A 19,289-nucleotide genomic window follows, 5' to 3' on the forward strand; every position below is an offset into this window, starting at 1 on the left:
TGATGCCGGACTTTTTCTATGAATGACTAACGATGCCATAACCTTTGCCATCCGTGTTTGAGACGTTGCCACGGAGTAGCTTTCACTACACGCACACCACCGGCTACTACCACATCACCTAACAACAGGGTCTCGTCAGGTTTTAATACCACATCCACGATCGGTTGTGCTGTTACGGGCACCTCCAACCGCTCATATCCTATATAAGAAAAGACCAGCACTACCTGTTGCGACGGAACCACCGTTAATTGATAATGGCCATTTGCGTCTGTTAACACACCTCTATTCGTTCCTTTGATGCTTACTGTTACCGCCGGCACGATACTTCCATTTATATCTGTTACTTTTCCAGTAAGGATACGGGACGTGGTAGTGTCCCTACTTACGTATTGTGGTCTGTTATCTGTTGCTGATGCAACAGCCGGTATGCCGGCTGCCAGCATTAACCCCAGCACAGCTGCTGGTAACAACGATGTCGCCTGCTGCTCCGGCAGGACCAGCCTGTCCAGCTGAGAATTCTTAAAACGGCCACAATACTTTTTGGAGGTATCAGACAACAGCGCCAGGATCTCGCTGTCAGAGAGATCGGAGAAATCGATGACCGACTTTTGGCAGTTGCCGCAGAAACGGCCATGGGCTTCAGGAGTCATGTCTTCCCAGGGTTGCCGGCACGGCTGCGGTATAGAAACAGTAAGGGGGACCTTTCGCATAACTTAACAATATACTTTAAGTTACGCCTTTTGACTGAAAACGTACGACCGGCACCGTGGTAACGGCACCGGTCATATGATTTAGCCACTATTTCTCCAACACCAGCTTATCCAGTTCTGCAGAAATAAAACTGATTTCCTCTGGCGAGAGGTGAATATTGGCAGCTTTAGCGTTTTGCACTGCCTGTTCAGCATTGCGTGCGCCTACCAGGGCAATGGTGATACCCGGTTGTTCGATCGTCCAGCGGATGACCAGCTGTGAAAGCGTAGCATTTTTTGCTAACGCCAACGGGTATATCTTTTCCAGGAACGCATTGGTCCTTTTCAGGTTCTCGTCCCGGTAAAAATAGATGCCGGCCCGGTGATCGCCGGGGGCAAACTGGTGACCGGGTTTCATTTTACCGGTCAGCAAACCACGCTCCAGCGGACTGTAAGCCAGGATGGACAGGTTGTTTTGTATGCAATAAGGCACATCTGTTTTTTCGATGCCGCGTTTCACCATGCTGTACGGCACCTGGTCGGATACCAGCGGCACGTACTTACTGGCTTCTTCCAATTGTTCTGCGTTGTAATTACATACTCCGGCATAACGCACCTTGCCCTGTTTAATAAGCTCCGCCACGGTTTCCATCGATTCGCCGATGGGCGTAGTGGAGTCCGGCCAATGGATCTGGTACAGGTCAATATAATCGGTGCCGAGACGGCGTAGCGTATCTTCACATTCTTTGATAATGCTGGCCTTACCGGCGTATTTGTAAATGTCGATATCCCTGCCCTGGTTGTCCTGGCTCTTAAAAGCAAAATCTCCCCGGGCAAGGTCCCAGCGCATCCCAAACTTGGTCAGGATCTGCACCTTGTCACGTGGAAGGCCTTTGATCGCTTCGCCTACAATTTCTTCGCTGGTGCCCTGTCCATATATCGGAGCGGTATCGATGGCTGTAACGCCTTCATCGTAGGAGGCCCTGATGGCCTTTACAGCGTCTTTACGCTCGGTTCCGCCCCACATCCAGCCACCGGCAGCCCAGGCGCCGAAAGTAACCACAGAAGCTTTTAAATCAGAATTTCCTAATTGCCTGTATTCCATAATAGCGTGCTTTGTTTTTGGTCAAAAATAAAAGAGTCCGGAGACATATTCCCCGGACTCCCTGATATATAACTCTTATTTTATCCATTGAGTTCACTGAGTTCCAGCCACCGCATGCCCTTTTCATCCAGCAGTTGTATCACCTCTCCTATCCGGTGCGTGAGCGGCTCCATTTCCTCATAAGGCAGTGTACCGCTGGCCAGTTTGGCTTCAATTGCCTTTTTCTCTTCCTCCAGGGATTCCATCTCTTTTTCCAGGTTTTCAAACTCCCTTTTTTCCTTGAAGCTCATTTTGCGGGGGCCTTCTGTTGGTGTGGCGGCCGGCGCCTGAATGGCCTCTGCTTTGGCCTCCTTCTTCTCATCTGTCTTCCGTTTGTCTTCTTCCTTTTGCCATTCCCGGTACTGGGTATAGTTGCCGGGGTAGTCCCTTACGACGCCGTCTCCTTCAAATACAAAGAGGTGTTCCACCAGCTTGTCCATGAAGTAACGATCGTGGCTGACGATGATCACGCAGCCCTGGTAGTCCAGCAGGAAATTTTCCAGGATGCTGAGCGTAGGCAGGTCCAGGTCATTGGTAGGCTCATCAAGCACCAGGAAATTGGGGTTGCGGAAAAGGATAGACAGCAGGTGCAGCCTTCTTTTCTCTCCCCCGCTGAGTTTAGAGATATAGGTGTATTGTTTTTCCGCAGGGAACAGGAAGAGCTCCAGGAACTGTGCGGCGCTTACCTTGGTACCATCGGCCAGGGGGAAGTTTTCAGCGATGTTTTTCACAAATTCAATCACCCGCATGTCTTCTTTCACCACCAGTCCGGTCTGGGAATAGTTACCAAATACAATAGTCTCCCCTACGTTGATTTTACCTGAATCCGGCTGTTCAGTGCCCAGCAGCATGTTCAGGAAAGTCGATTTCCCCACGCCGTTTTTACCGACTACGCCTATACGGTCTCCTTTTTTGAAGGTATAGTCGAAGCCTTTGAGGATCGTCAACTCACCATATGCCTTATAGACTTTTTTAAGTTCAAGGATTTTGCCGCCGAGGCGGGTCATTTTCACATTCAGTTCCAGTTGCTGGTCTGCAATTCTGGTGGAAGCCTTGTCCTTTACCTCATAAAAAGCGTCCTGGCGGGCCTTGGATTTGGTGGTGCGGGCTTTAGGCTGCTTACGCATCCATTCCAGCTCTTTACGGTAGGTGTTACGTGCCTTTTCCACGCTGGAACGGTCCATTTCCTCCCGTGCAGCTTTACGTTCGAGGTAATTTTCATAATCCCCCTTGTATATAAAGAGCTGTTCCTGGTCCAGCTCCATGATCTCGTTGCAGACGCTGTCGAGGAAGTAGCGGTCGTGCGTTACCAGCAAGAGGGTTACCCGTTCCTGGTCGAGGTAGTTTTCCAGCCATTCGATCATGCCTACGTCGAGATGGTTAGTAGGCTCGTCCATGATCAGCAGCACGTGTTTGTGTTCGAACCCTATGTCTATCAGCACTTTAGCGAGTGCAACACGTTTTTGCTGGCCACCGGAGAGAGAGCCTACCGGCTGATCGAGGTGGTGTATATTGAGTTTTCCGAGGATCTGTTTTACTTTGGCGTCGAAGTGCCAGGCGTTCAGCTCGTCCATGCGGGCGAAAGCGGCGGTGAGTTTTTCCACGTCCGGCTCGTGGCCTTCTTCGGTCAGGAGTTCATATTCCTTGATAGCGTTGAGGGTGGGATTGTCATGATCGAAGATGTTTTCGATCACGGATTTGGCGGGGTCAAAGTTGGACTGCTGTTCCAGCATTACAACGGTCACATCCTTATGTATCCATACTTTTCCTTCATCGGGGGCTTCTTTGCCCAGGATAATCTTTAGCAGGGTGGATTTGCCTGTTCCATTGAGCGCCACCAGCGCTATTTTATCGCCTTCTTCGATATGAAAAGAGATATTCCGGAATAATGGCTTAACGCCGTATGATTTAGTGAGCCCTTCTACTGTAACGTAATGCATAACTGCGAAGTTATACATATTCAGGAAAACTCCCCCAAATCCGGAATTATGTATTTGATATTATGATTTTTTTCGTATATTCAGTATAGGAATGGATAGCCGGACGGATAATCCTACACCTGATGATAACGATTTTTGTTGTTCGTTTTATTTCGGCCTTTGTCCATTATCCTTGCCCCTCTTTTGCGTAAAATAAAAAGCCCTTGCGCGTGAAGCGGAAGGGCTTGCGTGTTTTTAGCACTTACTTATTTTAAAAATCGTAATAGAACTGCCTGAAGGAGCTACGGAGGCCAAAATTGAATATCAGGTCCGTTTTGGAGCCGGTGATGTCATTTTTGAGCCTGCGGGCGGCCAGGGAAGCCTCCACCCGTAAGTTATACTTTGGGTTCAGGACGTAGGCAACAGTACCTTGTGCGTAAAGCAGATTGGTTTTAATGCCTTGTCCTATCCAGTTGCCGTATTCATTAGGGTGAGTGGTATATGGCTTGGAGATGTCGTGGCCGAAGTTAGTTTGAGCATCCGGATCATCCCCGTATTTGGCATACATGAGCTCCCCGCGGCCATACCAACGTTTATAACGGTAGGTAGCAATACCCAGCACTTCCTGGAAATTGGCGCCTAATGGGTGTGCCAGCGACTGGTTATAGTGTTCATAGTTGATCATGGTACTTCTATAGCTGTAGGTATAAGGTCTTACAGCATTGTATTCCCCCTGCAGGTCAAGGTTCTTCACCTTAAACAGGTCGAAGGAGCGGAAACCCAGCTGCCAACTTTGTTTATTGGCCCACCAGCCTTTTCCGCCGAACACCTCTTTCAGTTTGAATTCATCCAGTACCAATTGCCCATAGATAGTGGTTTTAGGGAGGAGTTTATACTTAAAATTGGCGCCTACCAGGGCGTTATCTGAGGAACCTTCAGAGAACTCAGCAGAGCGGAGAAAAATGATCGGGTTCATGTAACTCCAGTCGAAACCACGTTTACGGCCGGAAGAATCAGCGTCTGGCCAGATCACGGCGTCAAAGAGCCCGATGGTCAGGCGTTTGTTGACGTTCCAGTCGAGGAAATGGAAAACGCCCCATTTTTTATAGTAGCCGAGATCGTTATAGGCAGATGCAAAGCTCTTACTGTGTTTATCCATGAACTGCGCCCACATGGCGGTGTATTGCACGCTGCCCAGGTTGCCGGTCAACCGGAGATAAGGATAGCTGAACTGGATATCAGATAATATCAGGGATCGATAGCCGTCTCCGATGAAATTCTGCCCATAACCGGCGGTGACATTCAGATATTTATTCGGTGTATAGGATAACAAGGCGTTGGCATAATTATAGTCAAAAGCTTTGCCTTCGCTGTAATCCTTGATACCTCCCTGCCCGGGAACGATGTCATTTTTGCGGATATACTGATCGAGATAATAGGGGAACTTACCCTGGTTCTCGTAGAAAGAAGATTCAAAATAGAACTTAGTACCGATATTCGCCTGGATGATGGCGCCACGGGTATTCAGCCAGTTGGTCCTGCTGCCTTCCCGGCTTTTGCCGATCTGGAAGTCCGGAAGAAAATCAATGAAAACATTATACTCCTTATTTCTGAATTCCAACAGATGCTCATTAAACAGCTTACGATGTAATAAACTCCGTTTTGTTGTATCCGGAGACGTATACATTGCTGAGGTATCAACATGCAGGATTGGTTTGAATGCTGTATGATGATTAGATGTATCCAGGTAGAGTTCTCTAATGTTCTGATAATTGTATGGCAGGATTACCGGCAGCTTTTCTTGTGCAAATAATTTATTAGCCCAAAGCAGCAGTAAAGCACAATACAGGTATTTCATATATTAATTGCTATTTGTTTTGCTGGTTAGAAAATAGTCTCCACTACCACATGACATCTTTAACAAACTCATAAAAAAAACAAATATAGTTTATATCCCTGATTTAGTATGCTAAATAAATCAGGAGAAACGGGCATTTTTATTTTGCCTGACTTTTAAATGGGAATCGATTTATGATGTTTCCCAATGGCGAATACTTTTTCTGGCTTGTAAAGGACCGATGATCTTCGGGCATTAAAGAAGACGTATTGATCAGGAGTCAAAACTAACTCTGGTTACGCTTCTTGTTTTACTTTATCACGGAGCTGTCGTTTTCATGGCAACAGCGATGGGCTCTCCCGGGGCAAAATCCAAAACAATTTCCTGATCAGTAGTTGTTCGTGAAACTCCTGTAATCTTTGTCCATGAAGGTTGTGTCAAACTATTTTTATAAACTGAGTGTTGGGCCGAAAGGGACCGGAGCTTCACATGGACGCCTTTCAGGGGTGTTTTGGCTTTATTCACAAAAATGGCATAGTATTCATTCTTCTGTGCCTTAAAGACACCAGTAACAAGCTCCTGAGATCCTATAGAGAGTATATATGGGCTCTGTGCATTCAGCCTGGCAGCTTCGGGCAACGCAACATGGTTATCATAACAATAGGTGGCCACACAGGTATTATTCATCACTATTGGCCCCAAAACATTACCGATATATTTGTTATTTCTGGCAGCAATCGGCAATCTTTCAGTCGTTTCATTAAATTTTGAGATTAATGCAGCATTAAAGTTGTCTTTAACGGTTTCATACGTAAAGTAGATTATCCCTTTTACACCATAAGCAATCGGGCAAAAGGTCATAAAATTTATTTGATATTCATCAGGAAAAGCATATCCGGCATGTTGTGTAGTCAAAACATACGTCCAAACCGGCCTTCCCCCGGCAAGAGATTTCACTATGCTTAAATTATAAAAATATCCGGGCCGAAGGCTTCCCTCCTTCCCTAAAAAAGGGTAGTAGTCAAAAGACACTACATCTGGTGTGACTGTCCGGCTTTGGTTAACCAGGATCTTCCTCAGGTAAGCCTCATAGGCTGCTCTGGTGGGAAAGCCATATTCAGGGAGCAGATTTACATAGGCCAGCTTGCCAGTTTGAGCTTTGACGAGCTTAATTAATTGCTGCATTATTGGCACATGCCTCATTTCGGGCTCATCGCCGACATTATACCCCAGGATGACACGCTGATAATTTAGAGGGAGTTGTTGATAGTAATTGAGAAGTGATCTGACAGCAACCTCAGACACAGCATCATTATGCAGTTCCATCGCTTTGTCTGTAATCAGAATTTTCAAGCCGCTTGCACTTGCTGCCTGCAGATACCGTTGCATCAATTCGCGATCAGTTCCCTTCACGCGTAGTTGATATCCGGTCAATAAATTAAACCCTGCTTGCCGAGCCTTACTGAAAGATGCCCTATCTCCCTGCGGACTATTATTATCGGACAAATTGGGATCTCCAAAAGTCCCAATAACAAACTCCTGCTGCCGCCATTGAGCAACAGACTCAGATAAACCGACAAGAAAAATCAAACTTACTAACAATATGAATCGCATATGCAAATATTTAGCTCCATTCGGATTTTTTTGCATTGTATATTTCAGTTATACCATTTCTCAGGGAGATGTTATGTTTCCAGCCTAAGTTGTGTAAAAATGAAACATCCATAAGTTTTCGTGGAGTACCATCTGGTTTGGAGTGATCGAATTTCAGATCGCCGGTATATCCTACAATTTCCTTAATGAGATTTGCCAGTTCCGCTATTGATAAATCTTCCCCCACACCAATATTAACAAGCTGTTCTCCATTATAGTTTTTCATCAGAAAAATACATGCATCCGCCAGATCGTCTGCATGCATAAACTCTCTTTTGGGGCTACCTGTACCCCATATCTCTACAAATGGAAGCCCTTTTACTTTAGCTTCATGCATTTTCCGCAGAAGGGCAGGCATTACATGTGAGTTCTTCAAATCGTAATTATCATTGGGGCCATACAAGTTGGTAGGCATTACAGAAATAAAGTTGCAGTTATACTGTTTCCGATAAGCCTTACACATCTCAATGCCGGCTATTTTAGCTACTGCGTATGCTTCATTAGTGGGCTCCAGTTTGCCGGTCAGTATGTACTCTTCCTTCATGGGTTGTGGTGCTAATTTAGGATAAATACAGGATGACCCCAGAAACAACAGTTTTTTCACGCCAGCCTTGTATGCTTCATGAATGGTATTGGATTGAATCATCAGGTTATCATAAATAAACTCACCTGGGCGTGTATCATTTGCAATAATCCCTCCAACTTTCGCTGCCGACAGAAACACGTATGCAGGTTTTTCCTGGAGGAAAAATGATTCCACCTGCTGTTTATCCCGAAGATCCAATTGTGTGCTCGATTTCAGAATCAGATTGGAATATCCCAGATACTCCAGCCTCCTTGTAATGGCAGAACCAACCAATCCACGATGTCCTGCGACAAAAATTTTATCTGATTTTTCCATGTTAATCAAACTGGTTTATAATCTTAAAACCGGCATCAGCCAATACCCTTTCTTTTTGAAATAATTCCACGTCTGCCACAACCATCTCCTTTACGAGTCCTGCCAGATCATATGTAGGTTTCCAGCCAAGTATTTCCTGAGCTTTTACAGGATTACCGATAAGCAGCTCTACTTCGGTAGGCCTAAAATATCTTGGATCTACAGATACAACAGTTTGACCGACAGTTAATCTCGACTCAGGATTGTTAATGGATTTCACTTTTGCAACTTCATTAATTCCCTCGCCTTCAAATAATAATTCAGCTCCAACTTCCCTGAATGCCAGTATAATAAATTCTCTTACTGAGCTGGTAACACCGGTAGCAACAACAAAATCCTCAGGTTGCGATTGCTGCAGCATAAGCCACATCGCCACAACATAATCCTTTGCATGCCCCCAATCCCGCTTTGCATCAAGATTCCCAATATAGAGCTTTTCCTGAGTTCCGAGGTGCATCCTGGCAACAGCACGAGTAATCTTCCTGGTAACAAATGTTTCACCTCTTAGTGGGCTTTCATGGTTGAATAGTATTCCATTGCAGGCGTATATACCATAAGCCTCCCGATAATTCACCGTAATCCAGTAAGCGTATTGTTTGGCAACAGCATACGGGGACCTGGGGTAAAACGGTGTTTTCTCGGTCTGGGGAATTTCCTGCACCATGCCATATAACTCAGACGTTGAGGCCTGATAAAATTTTGTCTTTTGGGTTAATCCCAGGATACGTATCGCCTCCAGAATCCGGAGAGTACCCAGTGCATCAACATCTGCAGTATACTCAGGTGTATCAAAGCTCACCTGTACATGGCTCATTGCTCCCAGATTATATATTTCATCCGGCTGTACCTGTTGAATGATGCGGATAATATTTGTACTATCCGATAAATCACCGTAGTGCAATGTCAGATTCACATGTTGTTCGTGTGGGTCCTGATACAGGTGATCAATTCTGTCGGTATTTAATAATGAGGTTCTTCTCTTTATGCCGTGTACTTCATATCCTTTCTTCAGCAATAAATCTGCAAGGTAGGCGCCGTCCTGACCTGTAATACCGGTAATTAATGCGACCATATTTATTTATTTTTATGCACGTGTGCCTCAGATGCATCACATGCCTGGTTTGACAATTGGAAAATCTCTTCAATCCAGCCTGTCAGAGAATACTTATGCCTGATATCAGCAGCAACAGGGACAGACGGAGTAGTAAAGAAATGTGCCGGTACTTCCGGCTTCTTTCTGTCTATCACCCATATATTATCGTTTTCGTAAAAATCATAATTTACGATGTCCGGATTGGTTGTAATCATTTTTTTACCCATACCCAGGATTTCAAAAGTCCTTATGGTAAGCCCGGTCTGATCGTAGTGCTGGATATCAAGCACCGCCACAGATGAATTCACTATTTCTGATATTTCCGTTCTCGTCATCGGGCTAAAGGAAAACTCTTCTATTTTCGCGCCAGGTAAACTTCTTTCAAATAATTTGCGGAAATAAAACACGAATTTCCCCTGAAGGTACATAAATACGAATACTCGCATATTCATCTCACCGGACCTCCGACAGAGATCTCGTATTACACTGTAACGATCACTATGTACAGTACCGAAAAAACACCAGTCATATCGGTTTTGCACAACAGCTTTCTCACCTGCTATATCAAATTCATCAGTAAAAAAAAGAGGCCTGAATTTGATAGATGGGTTAATCAAAGTATCATTCCTGTCAAAGGAATAGATCCGATTAAAATAAGGTAGCAGCTCCCGGGCAACAGGCTTAATACGGAGTGAGTCCCACATATATAGAATAAACCTGGCAGTCTGGAACTTCTCCCTGAATTTTTCTAACAATTCAGGTAATACCGTTTCCGGATTTACAAAAAAGATATAGTCGAATTTTGTTGAGGCCGTTTCAACCAAAATATTATTATAATACTTTGTAATTCTTTTTTTGATACCTCCTCTGAAAAAACGAATTGCAATTTTGGCCGTCGCAGTATTTTTCAGCCGTTCATCATAATAAACAACATCTGCGCCGAGCTCCTCAAGTTTAGCTACGATCTTCTTCTCGTAGCCAAAAAACCGGGGGCAGATCATTAGAATTTTTTTGCCTGCTAAAATCGCCATTACTTAAACATTCCTTTTAAGCGCATCTCTGCAATAGACTTTTCATAATCATCATTTTGAACCTCCTGCTCATTTACCCATGCCACAAACTGTGTGATACCTTTATCGAAATCATATTCAGGAGTAAAATCCAGTAAACGCTGTATCTTGGAAAGATCAGCGTAATTATGCCTGATGTCACCCAGTCTGTAGTTACCGGAGACCGTCACATCCACGACCGACCCATACAGCCTTTTCAGCGTTTCCGCCACAGTGATAACGTTTGTAGCGGTCCCACTTCCAACATTAAAGATCTGATTATTGGCTTCCGGCATTTCCAGTGCCTTAATGGTGGCGGTTACAACGTCATCTATAAATACAAAATCCCTGCTTTCCAAACCATCTTCAAACACATTAATTCCGTTATTGTTTTTTATTCTGGTTGAAAAAATGGAAAGAATACCTGTATATGGATTTGAAAGAGATTGTCCTGGCCCATAAACATTTTGATAACGTAAGGCAACAGGCTGAATATTGATGGTTGGACAAACCGTCATTACCAGTTGTTCCTGCGTTTGTTTTGTAATGCCATACACAGAAGATGGATGTATCTTTGAATCCTCATCTGTAGGCTGCAAAATAAGCGGTGTTTCAACTCCCGGGTATTTCACTTCAAAATCGTGTTTATCCAGGCTTTCAGCAGTACGATGAGAGGGATAAACAACGCGTCCGTCGGCTGTTTTATACTTACCTTCACCGTAAATCGAACGGCTGGATGCCACCAACACTTTTTGGACACTGTTCTTTTTAGCAGAAAGAACATCCAACAACAATGCGGTACCGTTGATGTTTATATCAACATATTTATGAATCTCATACATTGACTGCCCAGTGCCGGTTTCCGCTGCAAAATGCACAATAGCATCCTGACCTTCGACAGCATTTTCAAGAGCAGCCCTGTCATTGATGGATGCATGAATAAAATTGACTTTTCCTGAAATAGACTGAAAGAGCGGGGAGGTCACTTCAGGGTCTGAACCATGAATCTGTGAGGATAACGAATCAAGCACAGTTACGTTGTATCCTTTATTCAGAAGCTTTAAAGAGAGATTAGATCCAATAAATCCTGCACCTCCGGTGATTAATATATTTTTCATGAAAATCAATATTGTTACGGTTTATATTTTTGCCATTCTCTGCTGGATGGGTTAAAAATTTTTATAACTTTTGCCGGAGAGCCTACAGCAATACAATTTGCAGGTATCGACTTTGAAACAACCGACATTGTACCAATAATTGCGCCATCGCCAATGGTCACGCCAGGTAGTATACTTACAAATTCCCCAATCCATACATTCTTCCCAATATGCACCTTTCTGGAAGATAGCGGACGATCTTGTGGCGGCATGTCCGGTGAGTCATGAATATCATTTGTCCCATAAGAACCATGATTCAGATCGGAAATAAAAATTTTCCCGGCAAGCAATGTATTATCTCCGATGGTAACCCCCGAACTTCCCACAATATGTACACTGTCATTTATCTGGACATTATCCCCTATCCAAATGCACACATCCTTTGTTTCCTGATTGGGGTATGCTTCCAGCCTGCAATATTTACCGGTCGTAAACCCCTTTCCAATTCTGATATACTTCCTGTTGCGGATTTCAAAGGGTTGACGGATCAGTTTGGCACCTGGATAGAACATCCGGGTCAATAAAAGGCTGAAAAGAAGCTTAACCCTCTCCAGTATAGTATATTTAGATAATTCCATCAATGCAGCATTTTAGTTAGTCTAGATAAAATCACCGTTTTTCTCTGTTGCTCTCCAGACTGCGGCAGTAGTATCATACCGTTTCACACAAACTCCCGGAGAGCCTACAATCACACTGTAAGGAGGAAAATTCCCCCGGACCACCGCATTAGCTCCTACAATACATTGCTCCCCCAGGACGGTACCGGCAAGAATCATTGCTCCTGCCCCAATCATGCAATTGGGCCCGATATGCGTATCTTTTATCAATAGTTGCTGGTGAATAATAGGAACCCCGATTTCTGTATAGACATGATCGATATTGGTGATTGTTACATTGGCAAGTATGGCGGCATTCTTTTCAATAATAAGCAGTCCACCGGAAGTTATATGTACATTCTGGGCAATAGACACCTCATCTCCGATCTCAATAAAAGACTGCTTCGATGTAGCTTCCATCCGGACGCCAGGAAATATTCTTGTTTTTCGGCCAATGGATATTCTGGACGCACCGCTTAGAAAAACAGGCTTTCCTAAATAGGACAGGCTACCTATTTTCTTAAAAACAAACTTGTATATCATCGCCCTTAAGATCCAAAAGACTTTATAATACATATGTTTTGTTGATTTTTGAAACAACAATACGCCTGATGTATTTTACATAGGAGAATACGTGAAAAAAGATAAATTCCGGCCAGGTTATCTGATGCAAACTGTACATCTCATTGATGTTTTTTCTGACGCCTGCTTCCATTCCATTCAGATTGGCGGACAAACCGGAAACGCCAAAGTTCTTTTTACCTCCTCCTGTAGTAACAAGGCTTTTCTGCAGCACAATCATGCGTCGAACCATGCTAATCCGAAGCCAGTAATTACCATCCTCCGCATACCGTTGCTTTTCATCATAGTATCCAACCTCACTTAAAATTACGCTCTTAAATACAGCTGTGGAGGTTTGTGCAACGGTCTTAAACAGTAACTTCCGCAAAGAAACTTCGATAATGCCATCCTTTTCCTTATAAGGAAACCCTATTACTTCATCATTCCGGTTACAACCAATGAAATCAATTGTCTTGTCTTTCTCAAAGTACTGCATCTGAGTTGCAAGTTTTTCCGGTTTCCATTCATCGTCAGAATCCAGTAATGCGATGTAAGTCCCTCGTGCTGCACGTAACCCCGCATTTCTGGCGGCTGAAACACCGCCATTGGGCTGGTCAATCAGCTTTATATCAATAGCGGTAGTGTTTTCCTTGATTATTTGCTGGATAATGTCTCTGGAGCTGTCTGCTGAGCCATCGTTCACCAGGATGACTTCCGAAATTTTCTTGTAAGTCTGGTTCAGTACAGAATCAATGCAGTTCTTGATGGTTTTTTCGCTATTATAGACAGGTATGACAACAGACACATCCATTATTTAAATATTTTATACCATTTTTCAACTATATCACTATCCTTCCATTCAAGGCTGGTCGTAAAGGCAGCTTCGCTGAACTTTTGCCTCAAGGTGGCATTGGTCATTAATGACAATAGTTTGGAGATAAACGAATTAAGATCGTTCAAAGGTACTAAAAACCCATTACAATTGTCTTCAATAAGATCCCTTGGGCCTGAAGGGCAGTCGAAGGAAATACAGGGCACACCAAAAGACATTGCTTCCAGTAAAACCATTCCAAATCCCTCACTGCTGGATGTCAGTGCAAATATTTCTGCTTTGGCGTATAGTTGCTCAATCTCCCTGGTTGGCGGCAAAAAAGTCACACTATCTATCAAATTGTTGTCTGACACATAACTCTTTAAAACTGATTCTAGTTCTCCTTTCCCCACAATAAGCAGCTTCCAGCCATTGGTTTGGCCTTGATCTGCTATAATGCGCCAGGCTTTCAGCAACATCAGTTGTTGCTTATCCGGCGTGAATCTGCCAATATTCAATACGACTTTGGAACGAACCGGCTTTATTTCATAATTTAGTTCAGATCGGAAATGTGGGACATATACAGCCGGGAAGCCCTCCCGTACATAATCTGCTGTATCTGTTCTGGTGGGTACAACATAAACCAGTGCCTTAGGATACAGCAAGTCTTTTATTTTTCTATAGATAAAGTTATAATTGGTACGCGCACCGTGCTCTGTTATGACCATTTTCTTCATATCCGCACCTGCCAGGCGAAACTCCAGCACACTCAACGGATGAACGAGATAATAGTAGTCAAAATGCCGTCCTTTGAGATATTCCCGAATGCTCTTGGCTGTTGTATAGGTGGCAGAAAAAATACTCAACATCCTGCTGACACGGCTACTCATATTCAGTTTCCTCGGCAGCCCAAGGGAATTTATCACAACATTTTCTGGTAAGGGGTAGAATGATTTAGGCTCATCCTTAACCAGTAAAGTTAACTGATACTCCTTGGAAAACCGGTCAAGCAAGGTGGATATCACCCTCTCAATTCCCCCCGCCGGAGCCATGCTGTTTATGTAAAAAAGGATACTTTTCATTGGGAGAATCTCAGAATTGAAGAAATGTTTTATAAGGGAAAAAGTAATCACCCCTTGACGCAACTTCACTTATAAAGTTGTTCATGCTATATAAATATATTAAGAATAGAAACAAGTAACATACACAAATAGGATAGAACTTATTACTAAAAAGATAATGGATCAGATATACAATAAGGAGAGATTCCGCCCAGAAAAAATACCACTTGAACCGATAAGACAATTCTGGAAGCCCGTTAAAAAGAGTGGCAAACAAAACACCCAAAACAAACAGGTTCACGGTTAAATTCAACATAGGTTTTCCAAATGATGATTTGTCCCGTATGTAAATAAACGCGAAAGCTAATAACAGCTGCTTGGCCGAGACAAATGCAAATTCGCTCTGGCCGCTATACACATTTACTTTAGCGGCGGTTACCTCCGGAATTGGAAGAAACCCCAATAATGTCTGAACTAAAGGTACCTGGTACTTCAGAAGGTTTATTGCCGTACAAATTCCAACAATCAGATACAGCAAGGTCTTATTGTACCTTCTACCAAAAAAGAAATAACCTGGTATCAGGATGTAAGCGGATATATGAATTTGAGCAGCCAGCAGAATCCATAAAAAATAAGGGAAAAACCTGCGTTCCAGAATGTAGGGCAGGCAACACATAAAAATCGACAATGTTACCGCTTGCCTGATAGCAATAAAATCCAGCAGAAAAAAAATAGTACTGTAATATACCAAGACGGAAAACAGATAGTTAGGAGAATACTTCTGAAAGAATACTACCTTGGGAATAACTGATAGTAAGGCCATTACAAATATCACCGCCTGGAACGGAGCACCAAGTATATATAGCAGTTTGTTTAAGTAAAAGTACCCTATTTCAATATTCAAATCAGAGGAATATGCCCCTCCTGCCCAGCTAAAGATATTCTGATAATTTGGATAATCAGGATCAATAGCGCCCCTCAACCCAACAAGTAAGGTCAATGCTAAAACTGTAAAGCAAAAAATAAAAAAATAGAGTGACTTTGACAGCTTTGCAATACCAACAATGCTGAAACTAGCTAATAATGCAAAAAGTAAATAATATACCATTTAATGTAAACTAGGCGTCAGAAGTCAATTCTATTGTCTTTCAATCTATCTGCTGGCTGTGTAAGCGGTTTTCTCCCATTTAAGAAGTTGCTTCCAGTATTCTTCTTTTTCCTTTCTTCCAGTCAACGTAAAAATTCCTATTCGTTGATAGGCCTGCAGCATGAACAAAAAACGGGAAATCTGAATGGCACCTTTTTTATTTGTTTTTCTGAAGAAGATGTATTTACTTTTAAAAGACCGCAAAGCAGTTCTTTCTTTCATTTGTTCCGACCCTCCTTCAAGATGTATAATCTTCGCAGCTGGTACCGAAACGATTTTATATCCCTTTTTTCTAACTCTCCAGGTCAGCTCTGTTTCTTCATAGTACATAAAAAACTCCGGATCAAATCCCCCTACTTCGTCAAATACTGCTTTTCGAATCATCATGTCAGCACCTGAAATATAACCTTCAATTTGAAGAGGAGCCTCTGAATAATTATAAATTATATTTTTACCAAACTTCAGCTTTGAAATCATTCCTCCCAGCAAATAATCAATATCTGACGTTAATCCTGGCATTTGCTGACAAAATGATATAGCCGGTTTATGGTCGGCGGTATACAAATTCCCGCCTGCAATTGCAATTCTCTCATCCGCATCCATATAATCAGCAAGAATTTTCACCGCATTGTTCATACACAAGGTATCGGAATTGAGGAAAAACAGATATTTACCCTGAGCAGCTTTACTACCCAGATTGTTGGCTCTCCCAAATCCAATATTATCACCACTTTCAATCAAAACTACCTGAGGGAAGCCTGCCCGTACCATTTCTCTGGAGTTGTCCCTGGAATCATTATCCACAACTATCACCTCGTATTCAATTCCCGACAGGGTGGAATAGATCGATTCAAGGCACGCTTTTAACAGTGTTGCTGTATTATAGTTTACTATGATAATAGAAACATCCATTTCAATTGTCTTTCGATTAATTAGGTTAATCCTGTATGATTTTCATCAGACGTTGGACTATATTAGGCCAATAAAAGTATTCATATGCAAAATCCTGAATTTGACGACACTTTTCCAATTCTCCATTTTTCTCTTCCATCAGGTCAGACATAGCCGAGGCAAATGTCTCAGGGGTAGCGTCGGTAACTATCACACCCAACCTTCCATTATCTGTCACATCATATGCGGATAACAAGTCTGTTGACAATATTACACAACCACCTTTCAACGCCTCCAGAAAAACAAGTGGGAAGCCCTCTGTTCTTGAACTGAGTGCAAATATTGAAGCAGCCGCATATTCTGCCTCCAGCATATTACGGTCCTGTATCGGACCTGTTAATATTACCCTGTCTTTCAAATGTGGATATTTTTGATAATATTTGTCCAGATATCGGTCAAACCCTTCCGCGACCGGACCCACCAGCTTTACACGCCACTCAGGATGCTTCGCGGCTATTAATGCGAAAGCATCTAACAACAATTCATTGTTCTTCTGGTGCGTTCCTATACGTCCTACAGTCAACAGCACTTTTTGCTTGTCTTCTGGCTTTATAACAACTCTGCTACCTCCATCATAAAAACCATTGGGAATATACTCAACCGATTTACCTAACAAACGGGTTTCATTCAGTATTGTATGATATCTCCTGTTTTCAATAGAAATAACGTCAACATTACCTATCAGCCGCAATCGTAAGACCCCCGAGAGACCTTTATACTTATTCGTGATGATTTGCTCATCGGCATCCAGTTTCAAATAGATTTTTTTCCCTCTGAAAGCATTTATCATTCTAAAAACGCTGGCTAACACTAGCGAGCTGATTGTTAGATGATACAAGATAAGTATATCATACTTCCTTCCATGCCTCAGTAAATACCATACCGAATCAATTGTAGTATTCCGAAAAATCCGTTTTATAAACGATAACTTCAGACCAGGCACTGTCTTGGATAATCCCGGATACTCCCCATTCTTGTAGGTTGCTATCGTGGCATCCCATCCACCTTCCTGATGAAGCATAAACGGAATCATTCCCACATCTTTCGCCAGATGGACGTTCTGACACAAAGAAAACAAATTCAAAACTTTCATACTTACTGTCTAAACAATTTTTGCACAGCCTTTTCAATCATAGATCTTTCATTAAGTCTGAATATAAAAACGCTTATAACAAGTAAAATCAATAGTGATATCCCATTTATAAAAATTCGCCAAACGGAGCTGATTTCCATCGAGATAACATTGTTGAAGATATATAACATTGCAGTAACAAAGCCCAACATTGCAAAATATCTCAACAACGTTTTCAGAAGGTCATTTTTCTCAATCGGCAGCTTCCTGAACATATAAACTCCCATTATAAGGTGGGATATAAGCAAGGACAACGGGAATATATATACATCCGCAAACTTGAATAAAGCCAGATTTACTATGATGGTAATAACCTGGGCCATTACACTGCAACTCGCGTACACCACAGATTTTCCTGCTGACATTAAAGCCAGGCCGGTTATCAGATAAAGAAAAATTCCGAGCGAACTCCAGGCATAGCATGTGGTCAGCCTTGTGATATTCCAGAGGTCCACACCACTTATATCACCTTTATTATATAAAAAATCAACTACAGCACCCGGACAGGCAGTTAGAAAAGCAATGACAAGCGTTAGTATTATTATGCCCGTACTGGAAGTCTGCTCCAGTTGCCGGGCGAACTCTTTTTCATTTTTTTCCAGAAAACACTTAGACAATACCGGAACCATTACCGTAGCCAATACACTGGTTAATACTCCTACTGATATATCAGTAAACTTCCGGGAATAATCCAGCATAGACACCTTACCATCTCCCAACAGGCTGGCCAATGTCTTTTCCAGCATGGTCGATAACTGACCTGTAAAATACGGGATAAAAAATGGCAGTGAATAAACGATAAATGGCCAGGCCATTTTACCATCACGGACAACCGAAAAGGAAAATCCCCAGATGGCGATCCGCTGCTTCCTTATTTGTATTACCAACAATATGCCTAGCAAAAACAAACCAATGTAAGTTGAAACAGCCAATGAGTAAATACCGATTTTTCTGGCAAGCAATAGCAATAATACCACATTGAGCACCGCCGATATCGTACCGGCTATTTCGGGAACGTAAAATACTTCATATGCATTTAGAACACTTGTCCAGATTTTGGTCAATTGAGTAAAAAGAAAAATCGGGGCCGCAATTTGCATCATTAACGCCAAATTCTGTAACTCAACACCACTATAGGATGGAGCTATCAATTTTGAAATAGGAACCGGGAAAATGAGGATTAAAACAACAATGGCTATACTAAGCAGGGTACTGACACTTAGCAGCGAATTAGTACGGCAAATCGCCATTTTCTCTCCCTCTTCCTGCTTCATAAAAAGAAACTTAGGCCTGAAGACTTCGTCAACCGGGCCAAGAAGTGCCAAATTAAGAACGGTAACGAAGTTAAATGCAAGAAGCCATATATCTCTATCCTTTGAAACCCCGAAATATTTTGCCGCCAATGCCAGATTTAAAATTGAAATTGACATCCGAAAAAGCCGCAAAAAGAATAAAATAAATGTAGTTCGTTTCATGATCAAAGATCTATAAGCTGCCCGCTGAAAACAACCAATTCTTACAATTAATTGTAATAAAGCTTATGATATTG

General features: G+C 42.7%; 17 protein-coding genes. All 17 read right to left on the reverse strand.

Going from position 1 to position 19,289, the window contains the following annotated elements; all coding sequences use genetic code 11:
- Positions 1-26: 26 nt before the first annotated feature.
- On the reverse strand, positions 27-710 hold the full coding sequence (locus tag ACTJJS_RS13240) for a carboxypeptidase-like regulatory domain-containing protein (RefSeq protein ID WP_440664049.1): 684 nt from the start codon (positions 708-710) through the stop codon (positions 27-29).
- Positions 711-798: 88 nt separating this feature from the next.
- A complete protein-coding gene (locus tag ACTJJS_RS13245) occupies positions 799-1,794 on the reverse strand; it encodes an aldo/keto reductase (protein ID WP_168871196.1) in 996 nt (331 codons plus the stop codon).
- A gap of 80 nt (positions 1,795-1,874) precedes the next feature.
- Positions 1,875-3,773, reverse strand: coding sequence for an ABC-F family ATP-binding cassette domain-containing protein (locus tag ACTJJS_RS13250; RefSeq protein WP_440664051.1), 1,899 nt, complete (start codon positions 3,771-3,773; stop codon positions 1,875-1,877).
- Positions 3,774-4,023: 250 nt separating this feature from the next.
- Complete coding sequence (locus ACTJJS_RS13255) at positions 4,024-5,373, reverse strand: hypothetical protein (RefSeq protein ID WP_440664053.1); 1,350 nt, start codon at positions 5,371-5,373, stop codon at positions 4,024-4,026.
- A 534-nt stretch (positions 5,374-5,907) separates the two neighbouring features.
- Positions 5,908-7,203 carry a hypothetical protein gene (locus tag ACTJJS_RS13260; RefSeq protein ID WP_440664055.1) on the reverse strand — a complete coding sequence of 432 codons (1,296 nt, stop codon included), beginning with the start codon at positions 7,201-7,203 and terminating at the stop codon, positions 5,908-5,910.
- Between the two features lie 10 nt (positions 7,204-7,213).
- A complete protein-coding gene (locus tag ACTJJS_RS13265) occupies positions 7,214-8,143 on the reverse strand; it encodes a GDP-L-fucose synthase family protein (protein ID WP_440664057.1) in 930 nt (309 codons plus the stop codon).
- Position 8,144: 1 nt separating this feature from the next.
- Positions 8,145-9,254: a GDP-mannose 4,6-dehydratase gene (gmd, locus tag ACTJJS_RS13270; protein WP_440664059.1), complete on the reverse strand. Its 1,110-nt coding sequence runs from the start codon at positions 9,252-9,254 to the stop codon at positions 8,145-8,147.
- Positions 9,255-9,256: 2 nt separating this feature from the next.
- A complete protein-coding gene (locus ACTJJS_RS13275) occupies positions 9,257-10,306 on the reverse strand; it encodes a hypothetical protein (protein ID WP_440664061.1) in 1,050 nt (349 codons plus the stop codon).
- On the reverse strand, positions 10,306-11,442 hold the full coding sequence (locus ACTJJS_RS13280) for an NAD-dependent epimerase/dehydratase family protein (protein WP_440664063.1): 1,137 nt from the start codon (positions 11,440-11,442) through the stop codon (positions 10,306-10,308). The genes ACTJJS_RS13275 and ACTJJS_RS13280 overlap by 1 nt, the downstream gene beginning before the upstream one ends.
- A gap of 14 nt (positions 11,443-11,456) precedes the next feature.
- Positions 11,457-12,059 carry a hypothetical protein gene (locus ACTJJS_RS13285; RefSeq protein ID WP_440664065.1) on the reverse strand — a complete coding sequence of 201 codons (603 nt, stop codon included), beginning with the start codon at positions 12,057-12,059 and terminating at the stop codon, positions 11,457-11,459.
- A gap of 21 nt (positions 12,060-12,080) precedes the next feature.
- Positions 12,081-12,653, reverse strand: a complete 573-nt coding sequence (locus ACTJJS_RS13290; protein WP_440664066.1) for an acyltransferase — start codon at positions 12,651-12,653, stop codon at positions 12,081-12,083.
- Entirely contained in the window at positions 12,643-13,449 is an 807-nt protein-coding gene (locus ACTJJS_RS13295) for a glycosyltransferase family 2 protein (protein ID WP_440664067.1), read from the reverse strand. Before ACTJJS_RS13295 ends, ACTJJS_RS13290 begins: the two co-directional genes overlap by 11 nt.
- Positions 13,449-14,531, reverse strand: coding sequence for a glycosyltransferase family 4 protein (locus tag ACTJJS_RS13300; RefSeq protein ID WP_440664068.1), 1,083 nt, complete (start codon positions 14,529-14,531; stop codon positions 13,449-13,451). Before ACTJJS_RS13300 ends, ACTJJS_RS13295 begins: the two co-directional genes overlap by 1 nt.
- Positions 14,532-14,541: 10 nt before the next feature.
- Entirely contained in the window at positions 14,542-15,618 is a 1,077-nt protein-coding gene (locus ACTJJS_RS13305) for an EpsG family protein (protein ID WP_440664069.1), read from the reverse strand.
- Positions 15,619-15,663: 45 nt separating this feature from the next.
- Positions 15,664-16,569, reverse strand: coding sequence for a glycosyltransferase family 2 protein (locus tag ACTJJS_RS13310; protein WP_440664070.1), 906 nt, complete (start codon positions 16,567-16,569; stop codon positions 15,664-15,666).
- Positions 16,570-16,594: 25 nt separating this feature from the next.
- Positions 16,595-17,701: a glycosyltransferase gene (locus ACTJJS_RS13315; RefSeq protein WP_440664071.1), complete on the reverse strand. Its 1,107-nt coding sequence runs from the start codon at positions 17,699-17,701 to the stop codon at positions 16,595-16,597.
- A gap of 2 nt (positions 17,702-17,703) precedes the next feature.
- Entirely contained in the window at positions 17,704-19,215 is a 1,512-nt protein-coding gene (locus ACTJJS_RS13320; RefSeq protein ID WP_440664072.1) for a lipid II flippase MurJ, read from the reverse strand.
- Positions 19,216-19,289: the final 74 nt, after the last annotated feature.

This window comes from Chitinophaga sp. 22308, assembly GCF_052045305.1.
In the GTDB taxonomy this organism is placed as follows: Bacteria; Bacteroidota; Bacteroidia; order Chitinophagales; family Chitinophagaceae; genus Chitinophaga; species Chitinophaga varians_A.